The 22,414-nt window shown below is 54.0% G+C and carries 16 protein-coding genes and 2 pseudogenes; 10 read left to right on the forward strand and 8 right to left on the reverse strand.

Going from position 1 to position 22,414, the window contains the following annotated elements:
• Positions 1–11 precede the first annotated feature (11 nt).
• From VRC33_RS11900 to VRC33_RS11910, 3 genes are all read left to right on the forward strand, one after another.
• Positions 12–1,502, forward strand: a complete 1,491-nt coding sequence (locus VRC33_RS11900; RefSeq protein ID WP_338556065.1) for a carboxypeptidase M32 — start codon at positions 12–14, stop codon at positions 1,500–1,502.
• A gap of 158 nt (positions 1,503–1,660) precedes the next feature.
• On the forward strand, positions 1,661–2,188 hold the full coding sequence (asr, locus tag VRC33_RS11905; protein ID WP_338556066.1) for an acid resistance repetitive basic protein Asr: 528 nt from the start codon (positions 1,661–1,663) through the stop codon (positions 2,186–2,188).
• A gap of 282 nt (positions 2,189–2,470) precedes the next feature.
• Entirely contained in the window at positions 2,471–3,286 is an 816-nt protein-coding gene (locus VRC33_RS11910) for a serine protease (RefSeq protein WP_338556067.1), read from the forward strand.
• Between the two features lies 1 nt (position 3,287).
• On the opposite strand, the pseudogene hrpA reads toward VRC33_RS11910, so the two are convergent.
• Positions 3,288–7,186 (reverse strand): annotated as a pseudogene (hrpA, locus tag VRC33_RS11915) (ATP-dependent RNA helicase HrpA).
• A 234-nt stretch (positions 7,187–7,420) separates the two neighbouring features.
• On the opposite strand from hrpA, the gene VRC33_RS11920 reads away from it, so the two are divergent.
• On the forward strand, positions 7,421–8,026 hold the full coding sequence (locus VRC33_RS11920) for an FMN-dependent NADH-azoreductase (RefSeq protein WP_338556069.1): 606 nt from the start codon (positions 7,421–7,423) through the stop codon (positions 8,024–8,026).
• Between the two features lie 208 nt (positions 8,027–8,234).
• On the opposite strand, the gene VRC33_RS11925 is transcribed toward VRC33_RS11920, so the two are convergent.
• The 3 genes from VRC33_RS11925 to VRC33_RS11935 are packed head-to-tail and all read right to left on the reverse strand — an operon-like array spanning position 8,235 to position 11,157.
• Positions 8,235–9,182 carry an aliphatic sulfonate ABC transporter substrate-binding protein gene (locus tag VRC33_RS11925; protein WP_338556070.1) on the reverse strand — a complete coding sequence of 316 codons (948 nt, stop codon included), beginning with the start codon at positions 9,180–9,182 and terminating at the stop codon, positions 8,235–8,237.
• The gene (locus VRC33_RS11930; RefSeq protein ID WP_338556071.1) at positions 9,179–10,033 is read right to left on the reverse strand and encodes an ABC transporter substrate-binding protein; all 855 of its coding nucleotides are present in this window, start codon (positions 10,031–10,033) and stop codon (positions 9,179–9,181) included. The genes VRC33_RS11925 and VRC33_RS11930 overlap by 4 nt, the downstream gene beginning before the upstream one ends.
• Positions 10,033–11,157, reverse strand: a complete 1,125-nt coding sequence (locus VRC33_RS11935; protein WP_338556072.1) for an LLM class flavin-dependent oxidoreductase — start codon at positions 11,155–11,157, stop codon at positions 10,033–10,035. Before VRC33_RS11935 ends, VRC33_RS11930 begins: the two co-directional genes overlap by 1 nt.
• 227 nt (positions 11,158–11,384) lie before the next feature.
• Between VRC33_RS11935 and VRC33_RS11940 the strand changes: the two genes are divergently transcribed.
• From VRC33_RS11940 to VRC33_RS11965, 6 genes and pseudogenes are all read left to right on the forward strand, one after another.
• Positions 11,385–13,007, forward strand: coding sequence for a TIGR04028 family ABC transporter substrate-binding protein (locus VRC33_RS11940; protein ID WP_338556073.1), 1,623 nt, complete (start codon positions 11,385–11,387; stop codon positions 13,005–13,007).
• 12 nt (positions 13,008–13,019) lie between these two features.
• Positions 13,020–13,964, forward strand: a complete 945-nt coding sequence (locus VRC33_RS11945; RefSeq protein WP_338564279.1) for an ABC transporter permease — start codon at positions 13,020–13,022, stop codon at positions 13,962–13,964.
• Positions 13,961–14,818, forward strand: a complete 858-nt coding sequence (locus VRC33_RS11950) for an ABC transporter permease (protein ID WP_338556075.1) — start codon at positions 13,961–13,963, stop codon at positions 14,816–14,818. Before VRC33_RS11945 ends, VRC33_RS11950 begins: the two co-directional genes overlap by 4 nt.
• Complete coding sequence (locus tag VRC33_RS11955; protein WP_338556077.1) at positions 14,815–16,416, forward strand: ABC transporter ATP-binding protein; 1,602 nt, start codon at positions 14,815–14,817, stop codon at positions 16,414–16,416. The genes VRC33_RS11950 and VRC33_RS11955 overlap by 4 nt, the downstream gene beginning before the upstream one ends.
• A gap of 142 nt (positions 16,417–16,558) precedes the next feature.
• Positions 16,559–17,649: pseudogene (locus tag VRC33_RS11960) on the forward strand (alkylhydroperoxidase domain protein).
• An 81-nt stretch (positions 17,650–17,730) separates the two neighbouring features.
• A complete protein-coding gene (locus tag VRC33_RS11965; protein WP_338556079.1) occupies positions 17,731–18,579 on the forward strand; it encodes a VOC family protein in 849 nt (282 codons plus the stop codon).
• 82 nt (positions 18,580–18,661) lie between these two features.
• Here the strand turns inward: VRC33_RS11965 and VRC33_RS11970 are convergent, their stop codons facing one another.
• From VRC33_RS11970 to VRC33_RS11985, 4 genes are all read right to left on the reverse strand, one after another.
• A complete protein-coding gene (locus VRC33_RS11970) occupies positions 18,662–19,309 on the reverse strand; it encodes a glutathione S-transferase family protein (RefSeq protein ID WP_338556081.1) in 648 nt (215 codons plus the stop codon).
• Between the two features lie 140 nt (positions 19,310–19,449).
• Positions 19,450–20,130, reverse strand: a complete 681-nt coding sequence (rpe, locus tag VRC33_RS11975; protein ID WP_338556083.1) for a ribulose-phosphate 3-epimerase — start codon at positions 20,128–20,130, stop codon at positions 19,450–19,452.
• Positions 20,127–20,573 carry a ribose 5-phosphate isomerase B gene (rpiB, locus tag VRC33_RS11980; RefSeq protein WP_338556085.1) on the reverse strand — a complete coding sequence of 149 codons (447 nt, stop codon included), beginning with the start codon at positions 20,571–20,573 and terminating at the stop codon, positions 20,127–20,129. Before rpiB ends, rpe begins: the two co-directional genes overlap by 4 nt.
• Positions 20,574–20,627: 54 nt before the next feature.
• Positions 20,628–22,229, reverse strand: coding sequence for a PTS transporter subunit EIIC (locus VRC33_RS11985; protein ID WP_338556087.1), 1,602 nt, complete (start codon positions 22,227–22,229; stop codon positions 20,628–20,630).
• Positions 22,230–22,414: the final 185 nt, after the last annotated feature.

Below are 22,414 nucleotides of genomic sequence, written 5' to 3' on the forward strand. Positions count from 1 at the left end.
CAGGGAGCCCTATGTCATCTGCCTACGCTAATCTGACCCGCACCTTCACTCGCCTTTCGCGCTTCAGCCATCTTTCCGCCATTACCGGCTGGGATATGATGACCATGATGCCGCCAGGGGGCAGCAGCGCCCGCGGTGCCGCGCTGGCTGAACTCAGCGTGTTACAGCATGAGATCCTGACCGCTAAAGAGGTCGGTCAATGGCTGAATGAAGCTGACGAAGCTTCACTGAATGATGTGGAACGCGCCAATCTGTATGAGATGCGACGCGCCTGGGAGCAGGCATCCCTGCTGCCGGCTTCGCTGGTGGAAGCCAAATCGGTTGCCGGTTCACGCTGTGAGCACGCCTGGCGGTCACAACGTCCGGCCAATGACTGGCAGGGGTTTGCGGAAAATCTCAAAGAAGTGGTGAAACTCAGCCGCCAGGAAGCGGAGATCCGTTCTCAGGCCAAAGGCTGCTCCCGTTATGATGCGCTGCTGGACATCTACGAACCGGGAATGACCAGCGCAAAACTCGATGCCACCTTTGGCGAGCTCAAAACCTGGCTGCCTTCACTGCTGCAACGCATTGTGGAGAAGCAGGCTCAGGAGAGCGTTGACGTCCCGGTTGGGCCTTTTGCCGTTGAATCACAAAAGCAGCTCGGCCTGTCGATTATGAAGCAGCTCGGGTTTGATTTTAACGCTGGCCGGCTGGATGTCAGTGCCCACCCTTTCTGTGGCGGCGTGCCGGAAGATGTCCGCATTACTACTCGCTATAATGAAAATGAATTTATCAGCGCCATGATGGGCGTAATCCACGAAACAGGCCATGCCCGCTATGAGCAGAATCTGCCAAAACAGTGGGCAGGACAGCCGGTTTCCCATGCACGCTCTACCGCCATCCATGAATCCCAGAGCCTGTTCTTTGAAAAACAACTTGGCCGCAGCGCAGAATTCCTGAGCCTGTTGCTGCCGCAGGCGAAACTGCTGCTGGGCGATCAGCCTGCGCTGGAAGAGTCGAACTTTATCGCGCTTAATCAGCGGGTAAAACCGGGATTGATCCGGGTTGATGCTGATGAAGTCAGCTATCCGGCGCATGTCATTCTGCGTTATGAGATTGAAAGCGCGCTGATAGCTGGCGAGATTGAAGTCGACGATATTCCAGCTCTGTGGCAGGAGAAGATGCAGTCGCTGCTGGGGATCGACACCACCGGCAATTACCGTGACGGCTGTATGCAGGATATTCACTGGACCGACGGCTCTTTTGGTTACTTCCCTACTTATACGCTGGGAGCCATGTATGCTGCTCAACTGTTCCAGGGCCTTAAAAAAGCGCTACCTCAGGTAAACCAGCTGCTGCTTGAGGGTAATCTGCAACCCGTCTTTGACTGGCTAAACCAGAATATCTGGCAGCACGGCAGTCGCTTCAGCACCCGTCAGCTGATTGAGAATGCAACGGGAGAAGATCTTAACCCGATGTACTTCCGCCAACATCTGGAAAACCGTTACCTCAACGGTCTTTAGGTATCCGGGGAGCAGGCAAACTGCCTGCTCCTGCTGACTGTACAATCCGTTACATGCCGATACCAATCACTCACTGAACGCCCTCAGTCTTTTCCCTATAGTCTCTCTACCGGCCCCGCAGTGGGCTGACAATGAAATAAACATCTGAGGGTTTTGCAATGAAAAAATTATTTGCTCTGGTTGTAGCCGCTGCAATGGGTTTGTCTTCAGCCGCTTTCGCTGCTGAAACCACGGCTGCACCAGCCGCGACTGCTGCTGCAACAACGGCTGCTCCAGCGAACACCACCACCGCTAAGCACCACAAAAAACACCATAAAGCTGCCGTTCAGAAAGCCCAGGCCGCTAAAAAAACGCACCACAAAAAAGTGGCTAAGAAGCCAGTAGCGCAGAAAGCCCAGGCTGCTAAAAAAGTGCACCATAAAAAAGCCACTAAGCCAGTAGCGCAGAAAGCTCAGGCTGCTAAAAAAGTGCACCACAAGAAAGCTACCAAGCCAGTAGCGCAGAAAGCTCAGGCTGCTAAAAAAATGCACCACAAGAAAGCCACCAAGCCAGTAGCGCAGAAAGCTCAGGCCGCTAAAAAAATGCACCACAAGAAAGCCACCAAGCCAGTAGCGCAGAAAGCTCAGGCTGCTAAAAAAATGCACCACAAGAAAGTTGTGAAGAAAGCCGCCGCCCCTAAAGCGTAATTATTGAAGCAGGAGCCAGGCTCCTCCTCAACAGGCATTCACCCGAACACCCGGATATATCCGGGTGTTTCTTTTCTGGAGTAGCGGATGATGGTGCGTCGCTATTTATTCGAAATTATCCTGGTCTTTATGATCCTTTGTGGTGTTGTCGCCGCCAGCTTTTACCTGTAATTTCTGTAGCGTGCTGATATTCCGGATTAAACTCTCTTTTTTCGACTATCCGTCTATAGTTAGTACCGTGCCCTGGTTAACCCCCTACTTATTCTCCACTCAGAGAGAGACATGCGCCTGACAGCTGTTTTTTTAATCGGATGCTTAGCCTTTTCGTTTTACAGTCATGCTGATGAAGATGATGAAAGCCCCAGTGCAGCTGAGGTCAAAACCCTCTTCTTTGGTAAAGACGATCGTAAACCTGTGGCTGATACAGCCAGTCAACCCTGGGAAGCTATCGGCCAACTGGAAACGGCGAGCGGCAACCTCTGTAGCGCTACTCTTATCTCTGAACATCTGGTACTGACTGCCGGACACTGCCTGCTGGCTCCGCCAGGAAAAATTGATAAAGCCGTCGCGCTTCGTTTTATTGCCAATAACCACGGCAAATGGCGCTATGAGATTCATGACATTGAAACGCGCGTGGATCCGGAGCTCGGTAAAAAGCTCAAAGCGGATGGCGACGGCTGGATTGTTCCTTCTTCTGCTGCGCCTTACGACTATGGCTTAATCATCCTGCGCAACCCACCATCAGGCATTACGCCCATCCCGTTATTTGATGGCAGCCGCAGCGATTTAACCAGCGCGTTGAAAGACCAGGATCGTCGGGTGACCCAGGCGGGTTATCCGCTGGACCATCTGGAAGCGCTCTACTCGCACAGTCATTGTCTGGTGACCGGCTGGGCGCAAAAAGGGGTGCTTTCGCATCAGTGCGATACTTTACCGGGTGACAGTGGCTCGCCGCTGCTGATGCAGGTGGATAACGTCTGGCAGTTGATTGCCGTGCAGAGCTCTGCTCCGGCAGCCAAAGATCGTTATGAAGCGGACAACCGGGCTATTGCCGTGACCGCTTTTCGCGATAACCTGGAAGCGCTGGCGCAGGAATAAGCTATACCACTATCTCATCCATAGCCTGCTGAATGCGCTTTTCAGAAACGGGATAAGGTGTGCCTAATTGCTGAGCAAAGTAGCTGACCCGTAGCTCTTCAATCATCCAGCGCACATCCTTAACGTCTTCATCTTCACGCCGGACTGGCGGCAGCTTGTTATACCAACTGCTCCAGGCCTGCTGGATTTTATCCACCTTCAGCATTCTGGCGCGATCGCTGTGGGGATCGACCGGCAGTTTTTCGAGACGGCGCTCAATCGCCTGCAGATAGCGCAAGGTATCTGAGAGGCGTTTCCAGCCGTTCTGCGTGACAAAGCCGCGGTAGACCAGATTATTCAGCTGCTCTTTGATATCAGAAAGCCCCAGCGCCATAGTTATATCCACCCGGCCTTTCAGCCGTTTATTGATGCTGAAAACGGCAGTGAGAATCTGCTCCACCTTTTTCGCGATATCCACTACGGTGTCATTCAGTTCGGCACGCACCTTGTCATGCAGCCTGGTGAATCCCTCTTCCTGCCAGGTTGGCCCGCCATGTTCGGCAATCAGCTTATCCACGCCACAGGCGATACAGTCATCGATCAGATCAAGCACCTTGCCGTAGGGATTGAAATAGAGCCCCAGTTTGGCTTTGTTAGGCAGCTTTTCGTGCAGATATTTTATCGGCGAAGGAATATTCAACAGCAGCAAACGGCGCTGCCCCCGCCACATGGCTTTCTGTTGTTCATGCTGAGAATCGAACAACCTGATCGCCACGCTCTCCTTTTCATCCACCAACGCAGGCCAGGCTTTCACGCTGTAGTTCCCGCGCTTCTGCTCGAAATGGTCGGGCAGGTCGCCGAAGCTCCAGATATGCAGCCCGCTTTGTTCAAGCCCGTCATCCGCTACCAGTGAGAGCGTCTCCTGCACCTTGCCTTTAAGCTGTTGCTTAAGCCCGGCCAGATCCCGCCCTTCACTTAGCTTGCGGTTATTTTCATCCACCACCCTGAAGGTGATTTTCAGATGATCGGGCACCTGATCCCACTGCCAGGCTTCGCGGTCAATGGTGATGCCGGTCATGCGACGGAATTCGCGCTCCAGCGCCTCCAGCAGAGGCAACTCAAGCGGCGTCACGCGGCCCATAAAGGCATCAGCATAATTCGGTGCTGGCACCAGATTGCGGCGAACAGGTTTAGGCAGTGACTTGATCAACGCAATCACCAGTTCACGCCGCACGCCGGGGATCTGCCACTCAAATCCTTTCTCTTCTACCTGGTTCAGTAACGGCAGTGGAATGTGTACCGTTACCCCATCCGCCTCCGTGCCGGGTTCAAACTGGTAGCTCAGCTTCAGCTTAAGATTGCCCTGCTGCCAGAAGTTCGGGTAATCGAGCTTGCTGACGTTGCTGGCGCCCTCTTTAATCAGCATCTCTTTGGCGAAGTTCAGCAGCTCCGGCTTTTCACGCTGGGTCTGCTTCCACCAGCTGTCAAAGTGGCGGGCCGAAACAATGTCATGGGGAATACGCTGGTCATAGAAAGCAAACAGCGTTTCATCATCAACCAGAATGTCGCGGCGTCTGGATTTATGCTCCAGCTCTTCCACCTCTTCCCGCAGCTTAAGGTTGGCGCGGAAGAAAGCATGACGGGTCTGCCAGTCGCCCTCTACCAGCGCGTGCCGGATAAACAGCTCGCGGGACAATGCCGGATCGATCTGGCTGTAGTTCACCTTACGGGCGGCCACAATCGGCAGACCATAAAGGGTCACTTTTTCGCTGGCCATCACCGCCCCCTGGGCCTTCTCCCAGTGAGGTTCGCTGTAGCTACGTTTAATCAGATGCTGCGCCACTGGCTCAATCCATTCCGGATCGATACGGGCGGCAATACGCCCCCACAGGCGGCTGGTTTCCACCAGTTCGGCCACCATGGTCCATTTTGGCGGCTTTTTGAATAAACCTGATCCAGGAAAGATGGAGAAACGGGCATTACGCGCGCCAGTAAATTCCTGCTTATCCGCATCTTTCTGACCAATATGGGACAAAAGACCGGTCAGCAGTGCCGTATGCACCCCCGGAAATCCGCCGGTTCGCTGTTGAGCGGAATGCCCTGCTCACGGACAACCTGTCGCAGTTGGGTATAAATATCCTGCCACTCACGCACCCGCAGGTAGTTAAGGTAATCCATTTTACACATCCGGCGGAACTGGCTGGATGACAGCGCTTTCTGCTGCTCCTGCAGGTAGTCCCACAGATTCACAAACGACAGAAAGTCAGACTCTTTATCAGCAAAGCGGCGGTGTTTCTCATCTGAGGCCTGCTGTTTTTCAACAGGGCGTTCACGCGGGTCCTGAATGGAAAGCGCTGCGGTGATGATCATTACTTCCCGCGTACAGGCATAGCGCTGCGCTTCCAGCACCATTTTGGCCAGACGGGGATCTACAGGCAACTGGGCCAGCGAACGTCCTGAGGGGGTGAGTTTGTAATGCTGATTTTCTGCCTGAGTGATAGCACCCAGCTCTTCCAGCAGTTTTACGCCATCCTGGATGTTGCGTTTATCAGGGGCTTCCACAAACGGGAAAGCACTGATGTCGCCCAGCCCCAGCGCAGTCATCTGTAAAATGACTGAAGCCAGATTAGTACGCAGAATTTCCGGATCGGTAAACTCCGGGCGGCTCAGGAAATCATCTTCTGAATAAAGACGAATACAAATCCCTTCCGACACACGGCCACAGCGGCCTTTACGCTGGTTAGCGGAGGCCTGGGAAACCGGCTCGATCGGCAGACGCTGAACTTTGGTGCGGAAACTGTAGCGGCTGATACGCGCCGTACCCGGATCGATCACATATTTGATGCCCGGTACGGTCAGTGACGTTTCTGCCACGTTGGTCGCCAGCACGATGCGCCGCCCGGTGTGCGACTGGAAGACGCGGTTTTGCTCGGCGTTAGAGAGGCGGGCATACAGCGGCAAAATCTCCGTATGGGCCAGATCCCGGCGATTCAACGCGTCGGCGGTGTCACGTATCTCGCGCTCGCCGCTCATAAAGATCAGGATATCGCCACGGCTCTCATGCCCCAACTCATCGACGGCATCAAAAATGGCCTGAAGCTGATCGCGATCGGTATCCTCAGCTTCTTCCACCACCGGACGATAGCGGACTTCGACAGGGTAAGTCCTGCCTGAGACTTCAATCACCGGCGCATTATGGAAATGCTTTGAGAAGCGCTGCGGATCGATGGTTGCCGAGGTGATGATAATTTTCAGATCCGGACGGCGCGGTAGCAGCTCACGCAGGTACCCCAGCAGGAAATCGATATTCAGGCTGCGTTCGTGCGCTTCATCAATAATGATGGTGTCGTACTGCATTAACAGCCGATCCTGCTGGATCTCCGCCAGCAAAATACCATCAGTCATCAGCTTAACCTGGGTGGTTTCGCTGACCTGATCGTTGAACCGGACTTTATAGCCGATGCAGCCGCCGAGACTGGTTTCCAGCTCATCAGCGATACGATCGGCCACCGTGCGTGCCGCCAGACGTCTTGGCTGCGTATGCCCAATCAACCCGGTAATCCCCCTGCCCAACTCCAGACAAATTTTAGGGAGCTGAGTGGTTTTCCCTGAACCGGTTTCACCGGCGACAATCACCACCTGATTATCGCGGATAGCGTCAGCAATATCCTGCTTCTTCTGACTGACCGGGAGATTTTCAGGATAGCGAATTCTGGGCGTCGCTGCACGGCGCTGCGCTACCCGCTGCTCGGCCTGGGTAATCTGACTTTCCAGCTCTTCCGTAATGGCCTGAAGCGCTGCCGGTTTGGTGACTTTTTTCGCGCCGTGCAGACGTTTTAGTAAACGCTGACGGTCGCGCAACATCAGGGAGTCCAGGCGGGGAAAAAGTTCGGCCAGGGGCGATTGGGGTGTTATCGACATAAGGTTTAAAACTCGCTAGTTGCCGCTATACCGGCATACCACAGGGGATTCGGCTAATAATAATGTTGCGTAGTGTAGCACAGACAACCACTTAGCCATGCCGTGGTAACGCTATGCTTGTTCAGTAAATTCGAACATAGGGCTCAGAATATTGCACTATCACTCAGCAGGGTTTACCCCTAGAGTGTAAATCATTGAGCGGAACCCCTTACGCAGACCAAACAGGAAATTATTATGAGCAACGTTTTAGTTCTGAAATCCAGTATTCTTGCCGGTTATTCACAGTCCAACCAGTTGGCCGATCACTTTGTTGAGGAGTGGAAAGCGGCTCACGGTAGCGACAACATTACTGTGCGTGACCTGGCAGCTAACCCGATTCCAGTGCTGGACGGTGAACTGGTAGGCGCACTGCGCCCTTCAGACGCAACCCTGACTCCACGTCAGCAGGAAGCGCTGGATCTCTCTAACGAACTGATTGCTGAAATTCAGGCGCATGACACCATTGTTATTACGGCGCCAATGTACAATTTCAACATTCCTACTCAGCTGAAAAACTATTTTGACCTGGTTGCCCGTGCTGGCGTGACGTTCCGCTACAGCGAAAACGGCCCTGAAGGTCTGATCACCGGTAAAAAAGTAGTGGTAATCTCCAGCCGTGGCGGCATCCATAAAGATACCCCAAGCGATCTGCTGACCCCTTACCTGAAACTGTTCCTTGGTTTCCTGGGTATGTCAGACGTTGAGTTCGTCTTTGCAGAAGGCATCGCTTACGGTCCTGAAGTGGCGACCAAAGCAGCCAATGATGCGAAAGATGTGCTGAAGCAGATCGTTGCTGCATAAGTGACAAACGATAACAATGTGCAACCTGTGAAATCAGAGTTGTAGTTCAGAATTTTGAACACCTTGTTACGTGAAAAAAGCCGGGGTCAGTTTTCTGACCCCGGCTTTTGTTTTAACTTCTTACTAAATTTTTTTATCAGGCGGCGTAGATAGAGGCTTCAGTAGTAAGTGTGTAAATACCTGCGGCTACTCCGGGGAAGCATCCTGATTACGGTGTCAGTGTAATAACGTGACTAGTGATATCCGGCTTAGTCTTAATGATCCCCTGCTGCAGATACCAGTCAGCGATATGCTCGATATGAGCAATTGCGCTGGCATCCACTGGCGTGACAGGGACGGTGTTCACCCTGCCCAGCTGCTCAGCCAGCCCTTCTCCTGTCTGCCCCATCTGTTTTGCCCAGATTTTCCCTGCTTCAGGTTGATGAGTTTTTGCCCAGCTGTTCTCCTGCTGCAATACCGCGTAGACCCACTTCAGCACTTCCGGATGCGCCCGGGCGAAGTCGTCACTCACAAAGTATCCCGCTGCATTTTCTGATTCGATCTCTTTACCATTTACCAGCAAGCGCGCGTCGTAGCTCTGTTTCGCCAGGGACAGGAAAGGATCCCAGATTGCCCAGGCATCGATATGCCCGCCAACAAACGCGGTGCCTGTATCAGAGGGGCCAAGATAGACTTTTTGCACGGCATCTTCCGGAATACCCGCGCTGCTGAGCGCTCGTGACAGCAGGTATTCGCCGGTTCCCCCTTTATTCACCGCCACTTTTTTACCGCGCAAATCCTTCAGTGACAGGATGTGGCTCTCATTGCGCACCACAATGCCTTCACCGTTCTCAGGCATCGCCTGATAAGCAAAAAAGCGCAACGGCAAACCGGCAGCGATGGCGGTCACAAAGGCGGTGGAACTTCCGGTAGTGAGATCTATCGCTCCGGCATTGAGCGCTTCATAGGCCGGTGCGGCAGCGGAAAACGGCCCTGCCCACTCCACTTTGATATTGTGCGCTGCCAGCGTTTTCTCCAGCGTGCCCTTCTCTTTAGCCAGCGCCAGATCGGTTGGGCCGCGCAAAAAGCCGATACGCAGGGTGATGTTTTCAGCGGCCTGAGCCGCGCTGATGCAGAGCAATAAAGCAGCGCAAGCAGAACGGATTATGGCTTTCATGCGGTTCTCCGGTGGGAAACGTTAACGGCGGCAGGAATAAATCCAACCGCAAACAGGTCGTCTGCTTGTTGTTGTTGTTCAGCGATCAGACTTTCATCCGCGGGTGTTATGCCCCAGGGACGGGCGCGAAGTGTTCTCTGCCACTCTTCAGCGGTGATGGCCGAATTGAGGTGTTGCGTGAGTAGCTGTGCGGCGGATTCGATATTGGAAGCTATCCAGTTATCGTTAAGCCGTAGCTGCTCAACAATCCAGGCAGCAGCCTGCGGATAGCGTGCTGGCCAGTCGCTACGAGTCCAGAACAGGGAACGGTTAGTAATTTCATCGCCCACGCTGACGGAGGTTTTTATCCCCTCATGCTTACGGGCGTGCGTCAGCCAGGGATCGATTGCCAGCCAGCCATCGATTTCCCCGCTAAGCAGTGCATTCAGCGCCGCTTCGCCCTGTATATCCACCAGTTCCACATCACTGCGGCGTAATTGCTTTTTTTGCAGTAATCGCGCGAGGAAGTGGTCGGTAAAAGACCCGATCATCGCTGCTAAGCGCGCGCCTTTAAGCCGGGACAAATCCCGGTTCTGATGAGTCAGCAATGCACAGCTTGCATCACGCGAGGGGGAACTGGCGAGATAGGCAACATCCAGCCCGCCTGCCTGGGCGCTGATCGGTGGCGTTGAGCCGGTGCCCACCACATCCAGCTCGTTGCGCGCCAGCCATTCCCCGCTGCGTGCGCCCTGGGTGTAATCGGTCCAGGCCAGGGTCCATTTTTGTTCAGCGGCAGCGCTTTCAAGTACCCCGCGATGGCGCAAAATAAAGAGCGAAAGATTACTGGGATGACTGCCAATACGGATCTCCATTACTCTTTCTCTCCCATCGGGCGATCCCATAAATTGCCCCAGGTGAAACTGTTATCGGGCTGTGAGTTAAGGGTGTTGAGATCGAGAAGCGGCATCACCAGTTCGCTGAAGCGATAAGCTTCTTCCAGCAGTGGGAAGCCAGACAGGATGAACACTTCAACCCCGGCTTCCTGATAGGCGCGCAGGGTGCGTTCCACCGTTTCCGGGCTACCGACGATGGCGGTGCCAGGACCCGGCCTTACCAGCCCGATCCCTGCCCAGAGGCCGGGATAAATCTCTAACTCGCGTGGATCCTCAGGCTTGTGATTGTTATGCAACGCACTCATCCGTGACTGGCCGACAGAGTCAGATCCCCTCGCCAGTTTCTGCCGCGCACCTGTCGCTTTCTCATCCATAGTCTTATACAACGCCTCTACCGCCTGCCATGCCAGCGCATCGGTTTCACGCACAATCACATACAGACGAATACCATAACGCAGCTTCCGGTCATGCTTTTCCGCACGCGCTTTTACCTGCGCGATTTTTTCCGCAGCCTGCGGTGGCGTTTCACCCCAGGAGAGATAGGTATCAATATGTCTGGCTGCCACTTCCTGTGCGGCATCAGAGGAACCGCCAAACCACAGCGGTGGCGGCGGATAACCGCCATTGCCCAGCGCCAGTTGTGCATTATCAACGTGGATATGCTCACCTTCAAAGCTCACTGGCTGCTCCGCCAGTAGTGGACGTAGCACCTGTAGAAACTCATCGCTCAGGTCATAGCGCGCATCGTGGTCGAGGTGCAGCCCATAAGCGCCGAGGGTGTTCTTATCGCCACTGACCACGTTTAACAACACGCGCCCTTTCGAGAACTGATTAAAAGTCACCGCCATCTTCGCCAGTAACGTAGGCGAAATCAGTCCTGGCTGAATGGCGATAAGGAATTTCATGCGTTCGGTGTGGGAGATCAAAGAGGCGCCAAGTATCCAGGGATCATGCGCTCCGGTTGCCAGCAATGCGCCAGTAAAACCAAGGTGATCCACCGCCCGGGCAACCTGCTGAAAATAGGCATAGTTGACCTGGCGACTGCCAGAGGAGGTCCAGGGTTGCGGCCCGTCGGGGGCGGTGAGATACCAGTAAATTTCCATTCAGTGATCCTGTGTGGTTAAAAAACGCATTACAGGATTAACAAAGGGTTGTTACCGGGGGAAATGCATAAAATAGAAAAGCTTATAAGAAATTCACCTCAGGAGTCCCTTCTCCCACCTTTATTCATTTTCGCAAAAGCTTAGTGCAATTCCTTGGTTCAACTGACTGGTGTCGTACCTGATGATGAAAACCGTTCGCCTGTTCATTAAAACATAGGGTATTCAGTATGAAGACGCACGTACACTTGCAGGCATTAAGCTTAGCCCTGCTGACAGGGATTTTTAACGCAAACGCAGCGGATACGCCGGTTAAAGGCGGCACGCTGGTTTATCTCGAACAACAGGCACACACCAATCTCTATCCTCCGGCCGGGGGCTTCTATCCCAACGGCGGCATTCTCAATCAGATCACCGATAAACTGACGTGGCAGAATCCCAAAACGTTACAGGTTGAGCCGTGGATAGCCGAAAGCTGGAGCAGTAACGCCGATAAAACGGAATACACCTTTAAAATACGTCCCGGTGTGACCTTCTCCGATGGCACCCCTTTAGATGCGAATGCGGTGGCGAAAAACTTTGATACCTACGGGCTGGGCAATAAAGTTCAGCGGCTGCCGGTTTCTGAAGTAATTAATAATTATGAGCGCAGTGAGGTTGTGGACCCGCTGACGGTGAAGTTCTATTTCAAAAAACCTTCGCCCGGCTTTTTACAGGGCACAGCCACCATCGGCTCGGGACTGGTTTCCCTCAGTACATTACAGCGCACATTTGACCAGCTGGGAGACGCGCGGCATATCATTGGCTCTGGTCCCTTTGTGGTCAGTAATGAAAAACTCGGTCGTGAAGTCGATTTAACCGCACGTAAAGAGTATCAGTGGGGACCGAAGAACCTTGCCCAGCAAGGCCCGGCTAATCTCGACGGCATTAAATTTATTGTCACCCCAGAAGACAGCGTGCGTATCGGCGCACTGCTGGCGGGCCAGGCCGACTTTATCCGCCAGGTTCAGGCCTATGACGAAAAACAGGCACAGCAGCAGGATTTCCCGATTTACGCGGCACCTACGCGCGGTGTGAATGACAGCATCAGTTTCCGCCCTGACAACCCGCTGGTGAGTGATATCAACGTGCGCCAGGCGCTGCTGCACGCCACCAACGCCCAACAGGTGGTGCAAACGCTGTTCTCGCCAAACTATCCTCAGGCAACCTCGGTCATTGCTGAGTCGGCAGCCGGTTATGTCAATCTTGCCGACAAGCTGAAATACGATCCCGCGCGCGCAAAGCAGTTGCTTGATGAAGCAGGCTGGAAAGCCGGCAGCGATGGCATTCGCGAAAAAGAGGGCAAAAAACTCACGCTTACCGTCTATGAATCTCTGCCTCAGCCGCAAAATAAAGAGGTGCTGCAACTGCTGGCGCAGCAGTGGCGTCAGGTGGGCGTGCAGCTGGTGGTGAAAGCCGGAGATGCTGGTAGCCGTACTTTAGACAACCTCGATCCGCTTAAAACACCCCTTACCGTTTCTGAAGTTGGCCGTGCCGATCCTGACGTAGTGAAAAGCATGTTCTACCCCAGCAACCGTGATGCGCTACTGCAAAAAGGCGGCTCAAGCGAAAAGGTGCAGAACTTCCGTGATGACAAGCTCAACGCGCTGCTGGTTGGGATCTCTGCCGAGGTCGATCCAGCGAAACGGCTGGCCATTACCGGTGAAGCCCAGCGCTATCTGCTCGATCAGGCCTATGTCATCCCCATCTTTGAAGAGCCACAGGTTTTTGCTGGCGCGCCCTGGCTGAAAGGCATCAGTTTTGAGGCTGTAGGTCGCCCGTCATTTTACGGTGCATGGCTGGAAAAACATTAAGGCAGGTTGATGATGCAAGGTTCACTGCTGAGAAGAATGGGTCAGAGTCTGCTGGTGCTGTGGGCCGCCTTTACCCTGTCGTTCCTGCTGTTACAGGTTCTGCCTGGCGATGCGGTGCTGATCAAGTTTCAGAATCCCGATCTGGGCTTAAGCCCGGATCAGATTCGTGAGATGCGAACAGCCTATGGCGCCGATAATCCACTGTGGCAGCAGTATCTACATACGCTGTTGGCGATGCTGCGCGGTGATTTTGGCTATTCAGTACAGGCTGGCGTGGCGGTAAGCGATCTGCTCGCCAGCAATCTGCCTGCCACGCTGCAATTAGCTCTGCTGGGCTTTTCTCTTGCCACCCTGCTTGCCTTTGCGCTGGCTGCACTTTCACGCCTGCCTGCCCTGCGCCTGTTGCGTGCTTTGCTCCAATCGCTGCCCGCGTTGTTTATCTCACTGCCGACTTTCTGGCTTGGCATCGCCCTGATCCAGCTTTTCTCTTTTCAGCTGCATCTGATCCCCGTTATCAACCCAACGGCAATGCAGGCGTTGATCCTTCCGGCCATTACCGTGGCAGTCCCCATATCGGCACCGCTGGCGCAAATTTTGCTGCGCAGTATCGATCAGGTTTCTGTACAGCCTTTTGTGGCTGTGGCCCGTGCCAAAGGTGCCAGCGAAAGCCATGTGCTCTGGCGTCATGTTATGCGTAACGCCTTATTACCGGTGTTGAATGTCGCAGGTCTGCTGCTCGGTGAGCTGATAGTAGGCGCGCTGATCACCGAAACGGTGTTTGGCCTGAGCGGGATCGGCCAGCTGACTCAGCAGGCGGTGAATAATCAGGATGTCGCCGTGTTACAGGCTGTGGTCATGATTTCCGCGCTGGCCTTTGTGCTGATAAATTTGCTGGTTGACCTGCTGATGCCGCTGTTCGATCCGAGACTGCAAACTTTAAGCGGAGGAACTCAATGAGCCTGATCAGCTACACCACTGAACGGCAGATTAACCGGGGAGCGCGGCCACAACGTGCGTGGAACATACAGCCCGGTTTGTGGCTGGCCTGGGCGGTTATGCTGCTGGCAGTGCTGGCAGCCTTTGCGCCGGGTTTGTTTACCCATTACAGCCCGACGGAGGGGATTGCTGGCGCACAGCGTTTAGCGCCGCAGGCCGCATACTGGCTCGGCACTGACCAACTGGGGCGCGATCTTTTTACCCGTATTATTTACGGCTCCGCTCAATCTCTCTCTGCTGCCGTTGCGGCAGTGGCGATGGGATTCATCGGCGGCGCGACGCTTGGCGTGCTGGCCGGTGCGACAGGCGGAAGAACCGAAAACCTGTTGATGCGTCTGGTGGATGTGCTGCTGTCCATTCCGTCGCTGCTGCTCTCCCTTAGCATTCTCATCCTGTTGGGTTTTGGCACCGTACACGCCGCGCTCGCCGTCGGCATTACGTCAATTGCCAGTTTTGCCCGGCTGGCCCGCGGTGAAGTTGTGCGCGTCCGGCGCAGCGAATTTGTTGAAGCGGCTTACGGCAGCGGCGGCAGCTTCTGGCGCGTGCTGTGGCGTCACATCCTGCCCAACTCGCTAACGGCCGTGGTAGCTTTTGCTGCATTGCAATTTGGTCAGGCCATTCTGGCGCTCTCCACCCTGAGTTTTCTCGGCTACGGTACGCCGCCGCCTGCTCCGGAGTGGGGATTGCTTATCGCTGAAGGGCGCAACTATCTGGCCACGGCGTGGTGGCTGACTACGTTCCCCGGCATCGTAGTGGTAGCGGTGGTGCTGGCCGCTAATCGCATCAGCCGTCAGCTTGCAGGAGATGATGCATGAACGCCTTGTTGAAAGTTGGAAACCTCACCCTGAGCTACAGCCAGCGCGGTGCATGGCGCGAAGTGGTGCACAACGTAAGCTTTGATTTGCAACCTGGTGAAATGGTGGCGCTGGTGGGCGAATCCGGTTCCGGCAAAACCACGACCGCGCAGGCAATTATTGGTCTGCTGGCAGAGAATGGTCGCCGGGACAGCGGCAGGATCGTGCTGAACGGTACGGATATCGCTGGCTGGTCTTCTAAACGCATGAACAACCTGAGGGGCGTGAGCATCAGCCTTGTCCCGCAGGACCCCGGCAACTCACTGAATCCGGTAAAAACTATCGGCGATCAGGTGGCTGAGATACTCCACCTCCATCAAAAAATGAGTAAAGCCGATCGTCGGCAGCGCGTACTGGCGTTGCTGGAAAAAGTGGGTTTAAGCCATCCTGAACAGCGGATGAAGCAGTATCCTCACCAGCTTTCTGGCGGGATGAAACAGCGCGTACTGATCGCTATCGCCCTCGCCCTGCGCCCACAAATCATCATTGCTGACGAACCCACCAGCGCCCTGGACGTGACGGTGCAGAAGCGAATCCTCGATTTGCTGGATGTGCTGCGTCGCGAATCAGGCACGGCGGTATTGTTTGTGACCCACGATTTGGCACTGGCCGCCGAGCGAGCCGATCGTCTGCTGGTGTTTCGTGATGGTGAGATTCAGGAACAGGGGCTGGCTGCGCAGGTGATCAACGCACCGCAGCATTCTTACACGCGTCAGCTATTACGGGATGCAGCACCCGGAGAAATAGCCCTGCCCACGCCCGACACTTTCTCAACGCCCGCCATCCAGCTGAGCGCGATTAACAAACAGTTCTCGCTGGGTAAACAGCAGTTAACGGTAGCGAAGCAGGTGAACCTTAAGGTTGCGCGTGGAACCACACATGCGCTGGTAGGCGAATCTGGCTCCGGCAAAACCACGCTTGCACGCATTTTGCTTGGCTTTGAAAAGGCCGACAGCGGCCAGGTGTTGATTGAGGGTATTGATGCCGGTGCCCTGCGCGGTGAAGCGTTGCGCCAGCTGAGGCGGAGAATTCAGTTTGTTTATCAGAACCCTTTCGCCTCGCTCGATCCCCGCCAGTCGCTTTTCGCCATTATTGAAGAACCGCTACGCAACTTTGAAAAACTGAATGCCGCTGAGCGGCGTCAGCGCGTTGAAGAAGTGGCAGAACGCGTGGCGTTGCCATTGACGCTGCTTAGCCGCAGGCCGCGTGAACTTTCGGGTGGTCAGCGTCAACGCGTGGCTATTGCGCGTGCGCTGATCCTGCAACCGCAGATTCTGGTGCTGGACGAAGCCACCTCGGCGCTTGATGTCACGGTACAGGCGCAAATCCTCCAGTTGCTGCAAACGTTACAGCGCGAGCTGGGATTGACCTATCTGTTTATCACCCACGATCTCGCCACGGTACGTCGCCTCGCGCACAGCGTCACTGTACTGCGCGCGGGTGAAGTCGTGGAACAAGGTGACACTGTCACTCTGTTCAGTGCACCACAACACCCTTATACCCGGTCGCTGATCGAGGCTATTCCCACTTTTTATCCGCAGGTTTTGGAGTCTGCATAATGCAAAAACGCAGTGCGTTTTGCGGCTTAGGATGCACCGGCGCTGTTACGGCTTCTGTGCTGGCCCACACGCTGAGTTCCCCTGAACTGATTGCCGCTACACCCGCCGTTGCGTAATGGATAAAGCTTAACTGGAGAAAACTATGTCTCAATCTACCGATTTACTGGCTCAGATCGCCGATATCGATCCCGCGTCGGAACTGGCGCAGGCTCGCGAGCAGCGCCATGCTGCCACCCAACATGCGCAAGGCAGTTATGACCTGCTGTTTAATGAAGATGATGAAGATTTTCCGCTACAGATCCGTATCGCGATAGCGGCACAGGTTGCCTCCTGGCAGGGCTCTTCTCGTCTGGAGTCGCACTATAAGCAACAATTAAAACAGCCTCCGCACGACGAAAAGTTGACCGCCGGGCTCGCTTTTGCCGAACTGCTTAGCCTGCACCCTGTAGACGCCACACCGGAGCATATCAACGAGCTGCAAGGTGCAGGCTGGACCCCACGCGGCATCATCACGCTGGCGCAACTGATCGCTTTCGTCAGTTTCCAGAGCCGGTTGCTGGCGGGGTTTCGCCTGCTTGAGGGAGAAGAAACCGCCGAACAGCCACAGGCAGCAGCCGGCAAGTGGCACAATGCCCCCCGCACCGCCAGCGGCAAAACGGCCCTCACCGCCTTTACCCAGCAGGAACTGGGTTGGGAACCCTGGCTGGCAGCGGAGCCACTCAGTGCTTTTAGCGAGGATGAGCAGGCAATACTGAAAAAAACGGTCACAGCGATTCTGATTATTTCCGCCTGCTGGCGCTTAATCTGCCCTTGCTGGAGCAGCGGACGTTAACAGACAAAGGCATTTTTTATACTTCGGGTGGGTTATCACGTGCTGAGCGTGAATTGGCAGCCACGGTGGTAAGCAAAGTTAACGGCTGTATTTATTGCGCCTCGGTTCACGCACGCAAAGCCAGCCAGCTGTCGAAAGATGACGCTGCGGTGCAACACCTGTTGGATGTCTCGCCGGGTGAAGAACTGACGCAGGGGCAGTCGACACGCTGGGCCGCCATCATCGATCTAGTGGCAACGCTCTCAGTTACCCCCACTTCGACCAGCCTGAAACAGTTACAGACGCTACGCGATCAAGGGTTGAGCACGCTGGAATTGCTGGATGTTATTCAGTCCGCCGCTTTCTTTGCCTGGGCTAATCGCCTGATGCTGACGCTGGGCGAACCCTTCTTAGCGGAATAACGCATCATGCCCGGAATCGTCAGTCACCAAAATAATGGCACAGAAAGCGACATTGTATCCGTCAAAACAAGGAGTTAAGAGATGGCTTTATCTGCACCCGTTGCCCGCCTCGATCATGTAGTTATCAATGTTTCAGATCGTCTGGATCAGGCCAGCGCGCAGTTTAAGCGACTGGGCTTTCAGCTCACCGAACGCGGCCACCATACCCTCGGCTCCAGTAATCATCTGGCGGTGTTTGGCGATAATTACCTTGAACTGCTGGGCTTTGAAGCCGGGCGTGGCGAACTGCGCAAGGATCTCTGGCAGTCGCCGCCGGGGCTCAGCGGTTTAGTCTGGAAAACCGAGGATGCCGCAGCGGTATGGCGTTATCTGGAGAGTAAGGACATCGACGGTGAACCGCCAGCCAGCTTTTCCAGGCCAGTGCTCTTACCAGATGGCGAGGAAGACCAGGCGCGTTTTCAGACCGTGCGCTTACGCCCGACGCTGGTGCCGAACGGGCGCAGCTTTTTTTGCCAGCATGAAACACCGCATGCAGTGTGGCAGGATGCGTGGCGGCAGCATCCGAATGGCGTGACGGATATCGTGGAATTTGTGGTGGTAGCCCAGGATCCCGCCTCAGCAGCACTGCCCTACAGCCGTTTGTTTGGCCCTGAAAGGGTGACAGCCTGTGATGAAGGAGCTTTTGTATTAAAAGCAGGGGTTGCGACGGTGCGTTTTGCCTGTACAGACTATGTTATACAACGTTTCGCAGGCTTGCCGCTGGATTACAATGGCAGCGCGCGAATGGCGGGTTTAAGTCTGCGCAGCAAAAGCCTGTCAGATGTTAAAGCTTGTTTAACCGCAGTCGACGTCCCGTTCCAGGAAGATGAGCACGCGATCGTTGTCGACGCAGAACACGCATTTGGTGTGGCGTTAAGATTTCAGCAGTAGTTTTGATAAGGGCGGTATTCATTATTACCCGCTACACCTTACGGCAGTGTTTCACCTCTCCTGTGAAACACTGCCGTCAGTATTAAGGAAGTTCTGCCCTTAGCTCATCATATGCAATCATTACATGTTCACAGAAAGCCGGGCGGGCAGTAAGGCGCCTGTAATAAGCCTGTACATATGGAAGGGCCTTCCGTTCAATATGGATATCATAATAACGGTAAAGTACATGACCGAACTGGATGTCTGCCAGAGTCAGCTTATCCCCTGCTAAAAAGTCGTGTTTCCCCAGACGTTCCTCTGCAATCTGAAGTTTTGTCTCAAAATAATCGACTGCTGACCTGATAGCACCAATATCCTGTTTATCTGCTGGAGTGCGAACAACTCGCCAGAATATCGGGGCAGTAAATGCCTGAGCGATGTTCAACTTTGACCACTCCGCCCATCGATCAACATCGGTTTTAGCTAACAGTTCAGCGGGCCAGAAGCTGTCAGCGCCATACCGGTTAGCCAGGTAACGTAAAATGGCTCCGGTTTCCCATAGTGGAGGATTGGAGCCATCCTTTAATATCGGCACGGTACGGTTGGGATTAAGGGCATAAAACTCATCAGAGTCTGTACCAGCATATTTATGGCCTACATCGTGACGTTTGTAAGGCAACCCCATTTCCCCTATACACCACATCAGGGCCTGCACGTTCGATGAAGTTTTCCTTCCCCATATTGTTAGCACGTATTACTCCTGTGTGGGCGGGCAAATTAAATCAGCCAGTGTTCTCAATGACACTATCTGATCATTCACATGGCAATCAACCCTGAAGGACAAGAACTCAGCATTTATACCGGGCATCGCTTTGGCGGGGTTTTCTCTGGCTATTCAGCAAGCGACCGGGTAAACCTGACCTGCGAGTTCAACACCTTTATCGCCTGCCGGTAGGTCATGCCTTTTCGAAATAAACCCGCCGTCCCCAGGATAAACATGTCAACGTCATCAAACAGCTCCCGCACAACCTCCGGGGATATCGCCCCATCAATAGCGATAAGCGCGGAGCTGTTTTGCTGCTGCAACAACGCCCTCAGACGGTGAACCTTACTCACTGAGGCTGCAATAAACGGCTGCCCTGCAAAGCCTGGATCTACCGACATCACCAGCACCACATCAACAACATCCAGCACTTCTTCGAGGAGACTCAGTGGCGTCCCCGGATTAAGAGCCACACCCGCTTTGATTCCCCTGGCGCGGATGTGACTTAATGTGCGATGCAGATGGAGAGGCGCTTCGGCATGCACATAGATCAGGCTACAGCCAAGGTCAGCAAAACGATCGATGTAAGGATCCGGATTGGTCACCATCAGATGGACGTCGTAAGGCAGCGTGGTCAGTTTCGCCACCGCTTTGATATCCTCCGGACCCAGAGCGAAATTGGGAACAAAATGACCATCCATCACATCAATATGAAACAGCGAAGCGCCGGCCTCTTCCAGGCTCGCCAGCTCTTCAGCCAGCCGGGAAAAATCCACGCACATCAGCGACGGGCAAAATTGCTTACTCATTTTTGCTCCTTTTCAATATCCGTAATCATTTCCAGCCGCTGCTGATGGCGGCCACCGTCAAACTGCGCTTCCAGCCAGGCATCAACAATCATCATCGCCAGCCCGGAGCCTGTCACTCTTGAACCCAGAGCCAGCACGTTCGTATTGTTATGCTCACGAGAGAGCCGGGCCGAATAGGGTTCACTGCAAACCACTGCCCTGATCCCATTCACTTTATTGGCCGCGATGGAAATACCAATGCCTGAGCCACATATAACGATGCCGCGATCGGCTTCCCCGCTGGCAACAGCCCGGGCAACAGCTCTGGCGTAAAGCGGATAATCCGTTCTGGCCTCGCTGTCCGTGCCATAAAAAATAACGGTGTGACCACGGTTAATAAGATGTTCCGTGATGGCCTGTCTGAGAATTAAGCCGACATGATCGCAACCCAACGCAATGTTCATTGTTTCTCCCTTTAATGTTGAACAGTTCCAGTAGCGGATGACTTCAGCAGTCCGCTATTTTCCTTCGGTATCTGCAAATAGATCTTCCAGGCTTGATTTAATCAGGGTGACATGCGGGCCATAGATAATCTGAACCCCTTTGTCTTTACGAATGACGCCTTTGGCACCACTCCTTTTCAGGACATCGTCATCCACACATTCTTCATCGATCACGGTGATCCGCAGACGCGTGGCACAGCAGTCAATATCCACGATATTAGTCACCCCACCCAACCCGGAAATAATCAATTCCGGGACTGACTCAGCGGGATTATTTTGCTCATTCCTGGCAGCCAGATCTTTACGTGTATAAAGTTTTGTCTCCCGGGCATCATCCTCCCGGCCCGGCGTTTTGAAAGCCAGACGGTTGATCAGGAAACGGAAGCTGAAGTAATAAACCGGGAATAAGGGGATACCAATCAGAATGGCATTCACCCAGTGAGTTTTCGCATTGCCCTGCATTACGCCAAACAGCACGAAATCAATCAGGCTGCCTGAAAAAGTTTGCCCGACGCCCACGCTAAACAGGTGGCAAAACATAAATGATAATCCGGCCAGGAGGCAGTGCAGGACATAGAGCAAAGGTGCGGCGAACAGGAAAGAGAATTCGATCGGTTCGGTGATTCCTGTCAATACCGCCGTCAGCGTGGCTGAGAGCAACAGGCCCATCACCAGCCGGCGTTTTTCAGGCCTTGCGGTATGGTAAATGGCCAGGGCCGCACCAGGAATGCCAAACAGATAGAACGGGAACTTACCGGCCATAAAGCGGGTAGCTTCAACCGAAAATTGCTGTGTAGACGGGCTGGCCAGTTCGGCAAAGAATATATTTTGCGCACCAAAGACGGCTATTCCATCGATAATGGCGGTTCCACCAATACCTGTCTGCCAGAAAGGCATATAGAACACGTGATGCAAACCAAAAGGGATCAGCGCTCGTTCAATCAGCCCGTAAATAAAGGTTCCGGCATAACCGGCACTGTTAACCAGCGCACCTAAATGCAGAATGCCGTTCTGGATAGCGGGCCAGATAAAAAACATCAGGATCCCCACGCCCAGATAGCTGACCGCTGAGATGATGGGAACAAAGCGCGTACCGCCAAAAAAGGACAATGTCGCCGGAAGTTCAATCCGGTAATAGCGATTATGCAGGGCTGCCACACCCAGTCCGGCGATAACCCCACCAAATACCCCCATCTGCAAAGAGTGAATGCCAAGTGTTAAGCCAAGCGATCCGTCGGGTAAAACTCCCGGCACCAGCATGCCTTTGATTTCCAGCATGGCGTTTATAGTGGCATGCATAATCAGGAAGCCTATTGCTCCCGAGATGGCCGCCACGTCCTTCTCTTTTTTTGCCATTCCCATGGCCACACCAATGGCGAACAGCAGCGGCAGATTAGAAAAAACCACGCTGCCAGCACTTTTCATCACAGTCAGCAAAGCGTGAAGTATCGTCTCATCGCCCAGCAGAGCACGCAGTCCATAAGAGTCAATTGTGGTGGTATTGGTGAATGAGGCACCGATGCCCAGCAACAGCCCGGCGACCGGAAGTAGCGCAACAGGCAGCATAAAGGCGCGACCTATCCGTTGCAGAATGCCAAAGTTGAGGTTTATTTTCATGTTTTCGCTTCCCTGAGGTTATGCCATCCATTTATTTAGCAGGCGAGCATCAAAATTATTTTGACTATCGCCCAGCGACTTCACGAGGCAAATTATTAATGTGAAGAAAGAAGAAAAGCAACAGCCTCAGGCGACCTGCATCACAAAATAAATATTTTCTGTAAACTTCCGGAATGGGGAAGTTA

Origin of the sequence: Erwinia sp. E_sp_B01_1 (assembly GCF_036865545.1) — a bacterium.
Lineage (GTDB): Bacteria > Pseudomonadota > Gammaproteobacteria > Enterobacterales > Enterobacteriaceae > Erwinia.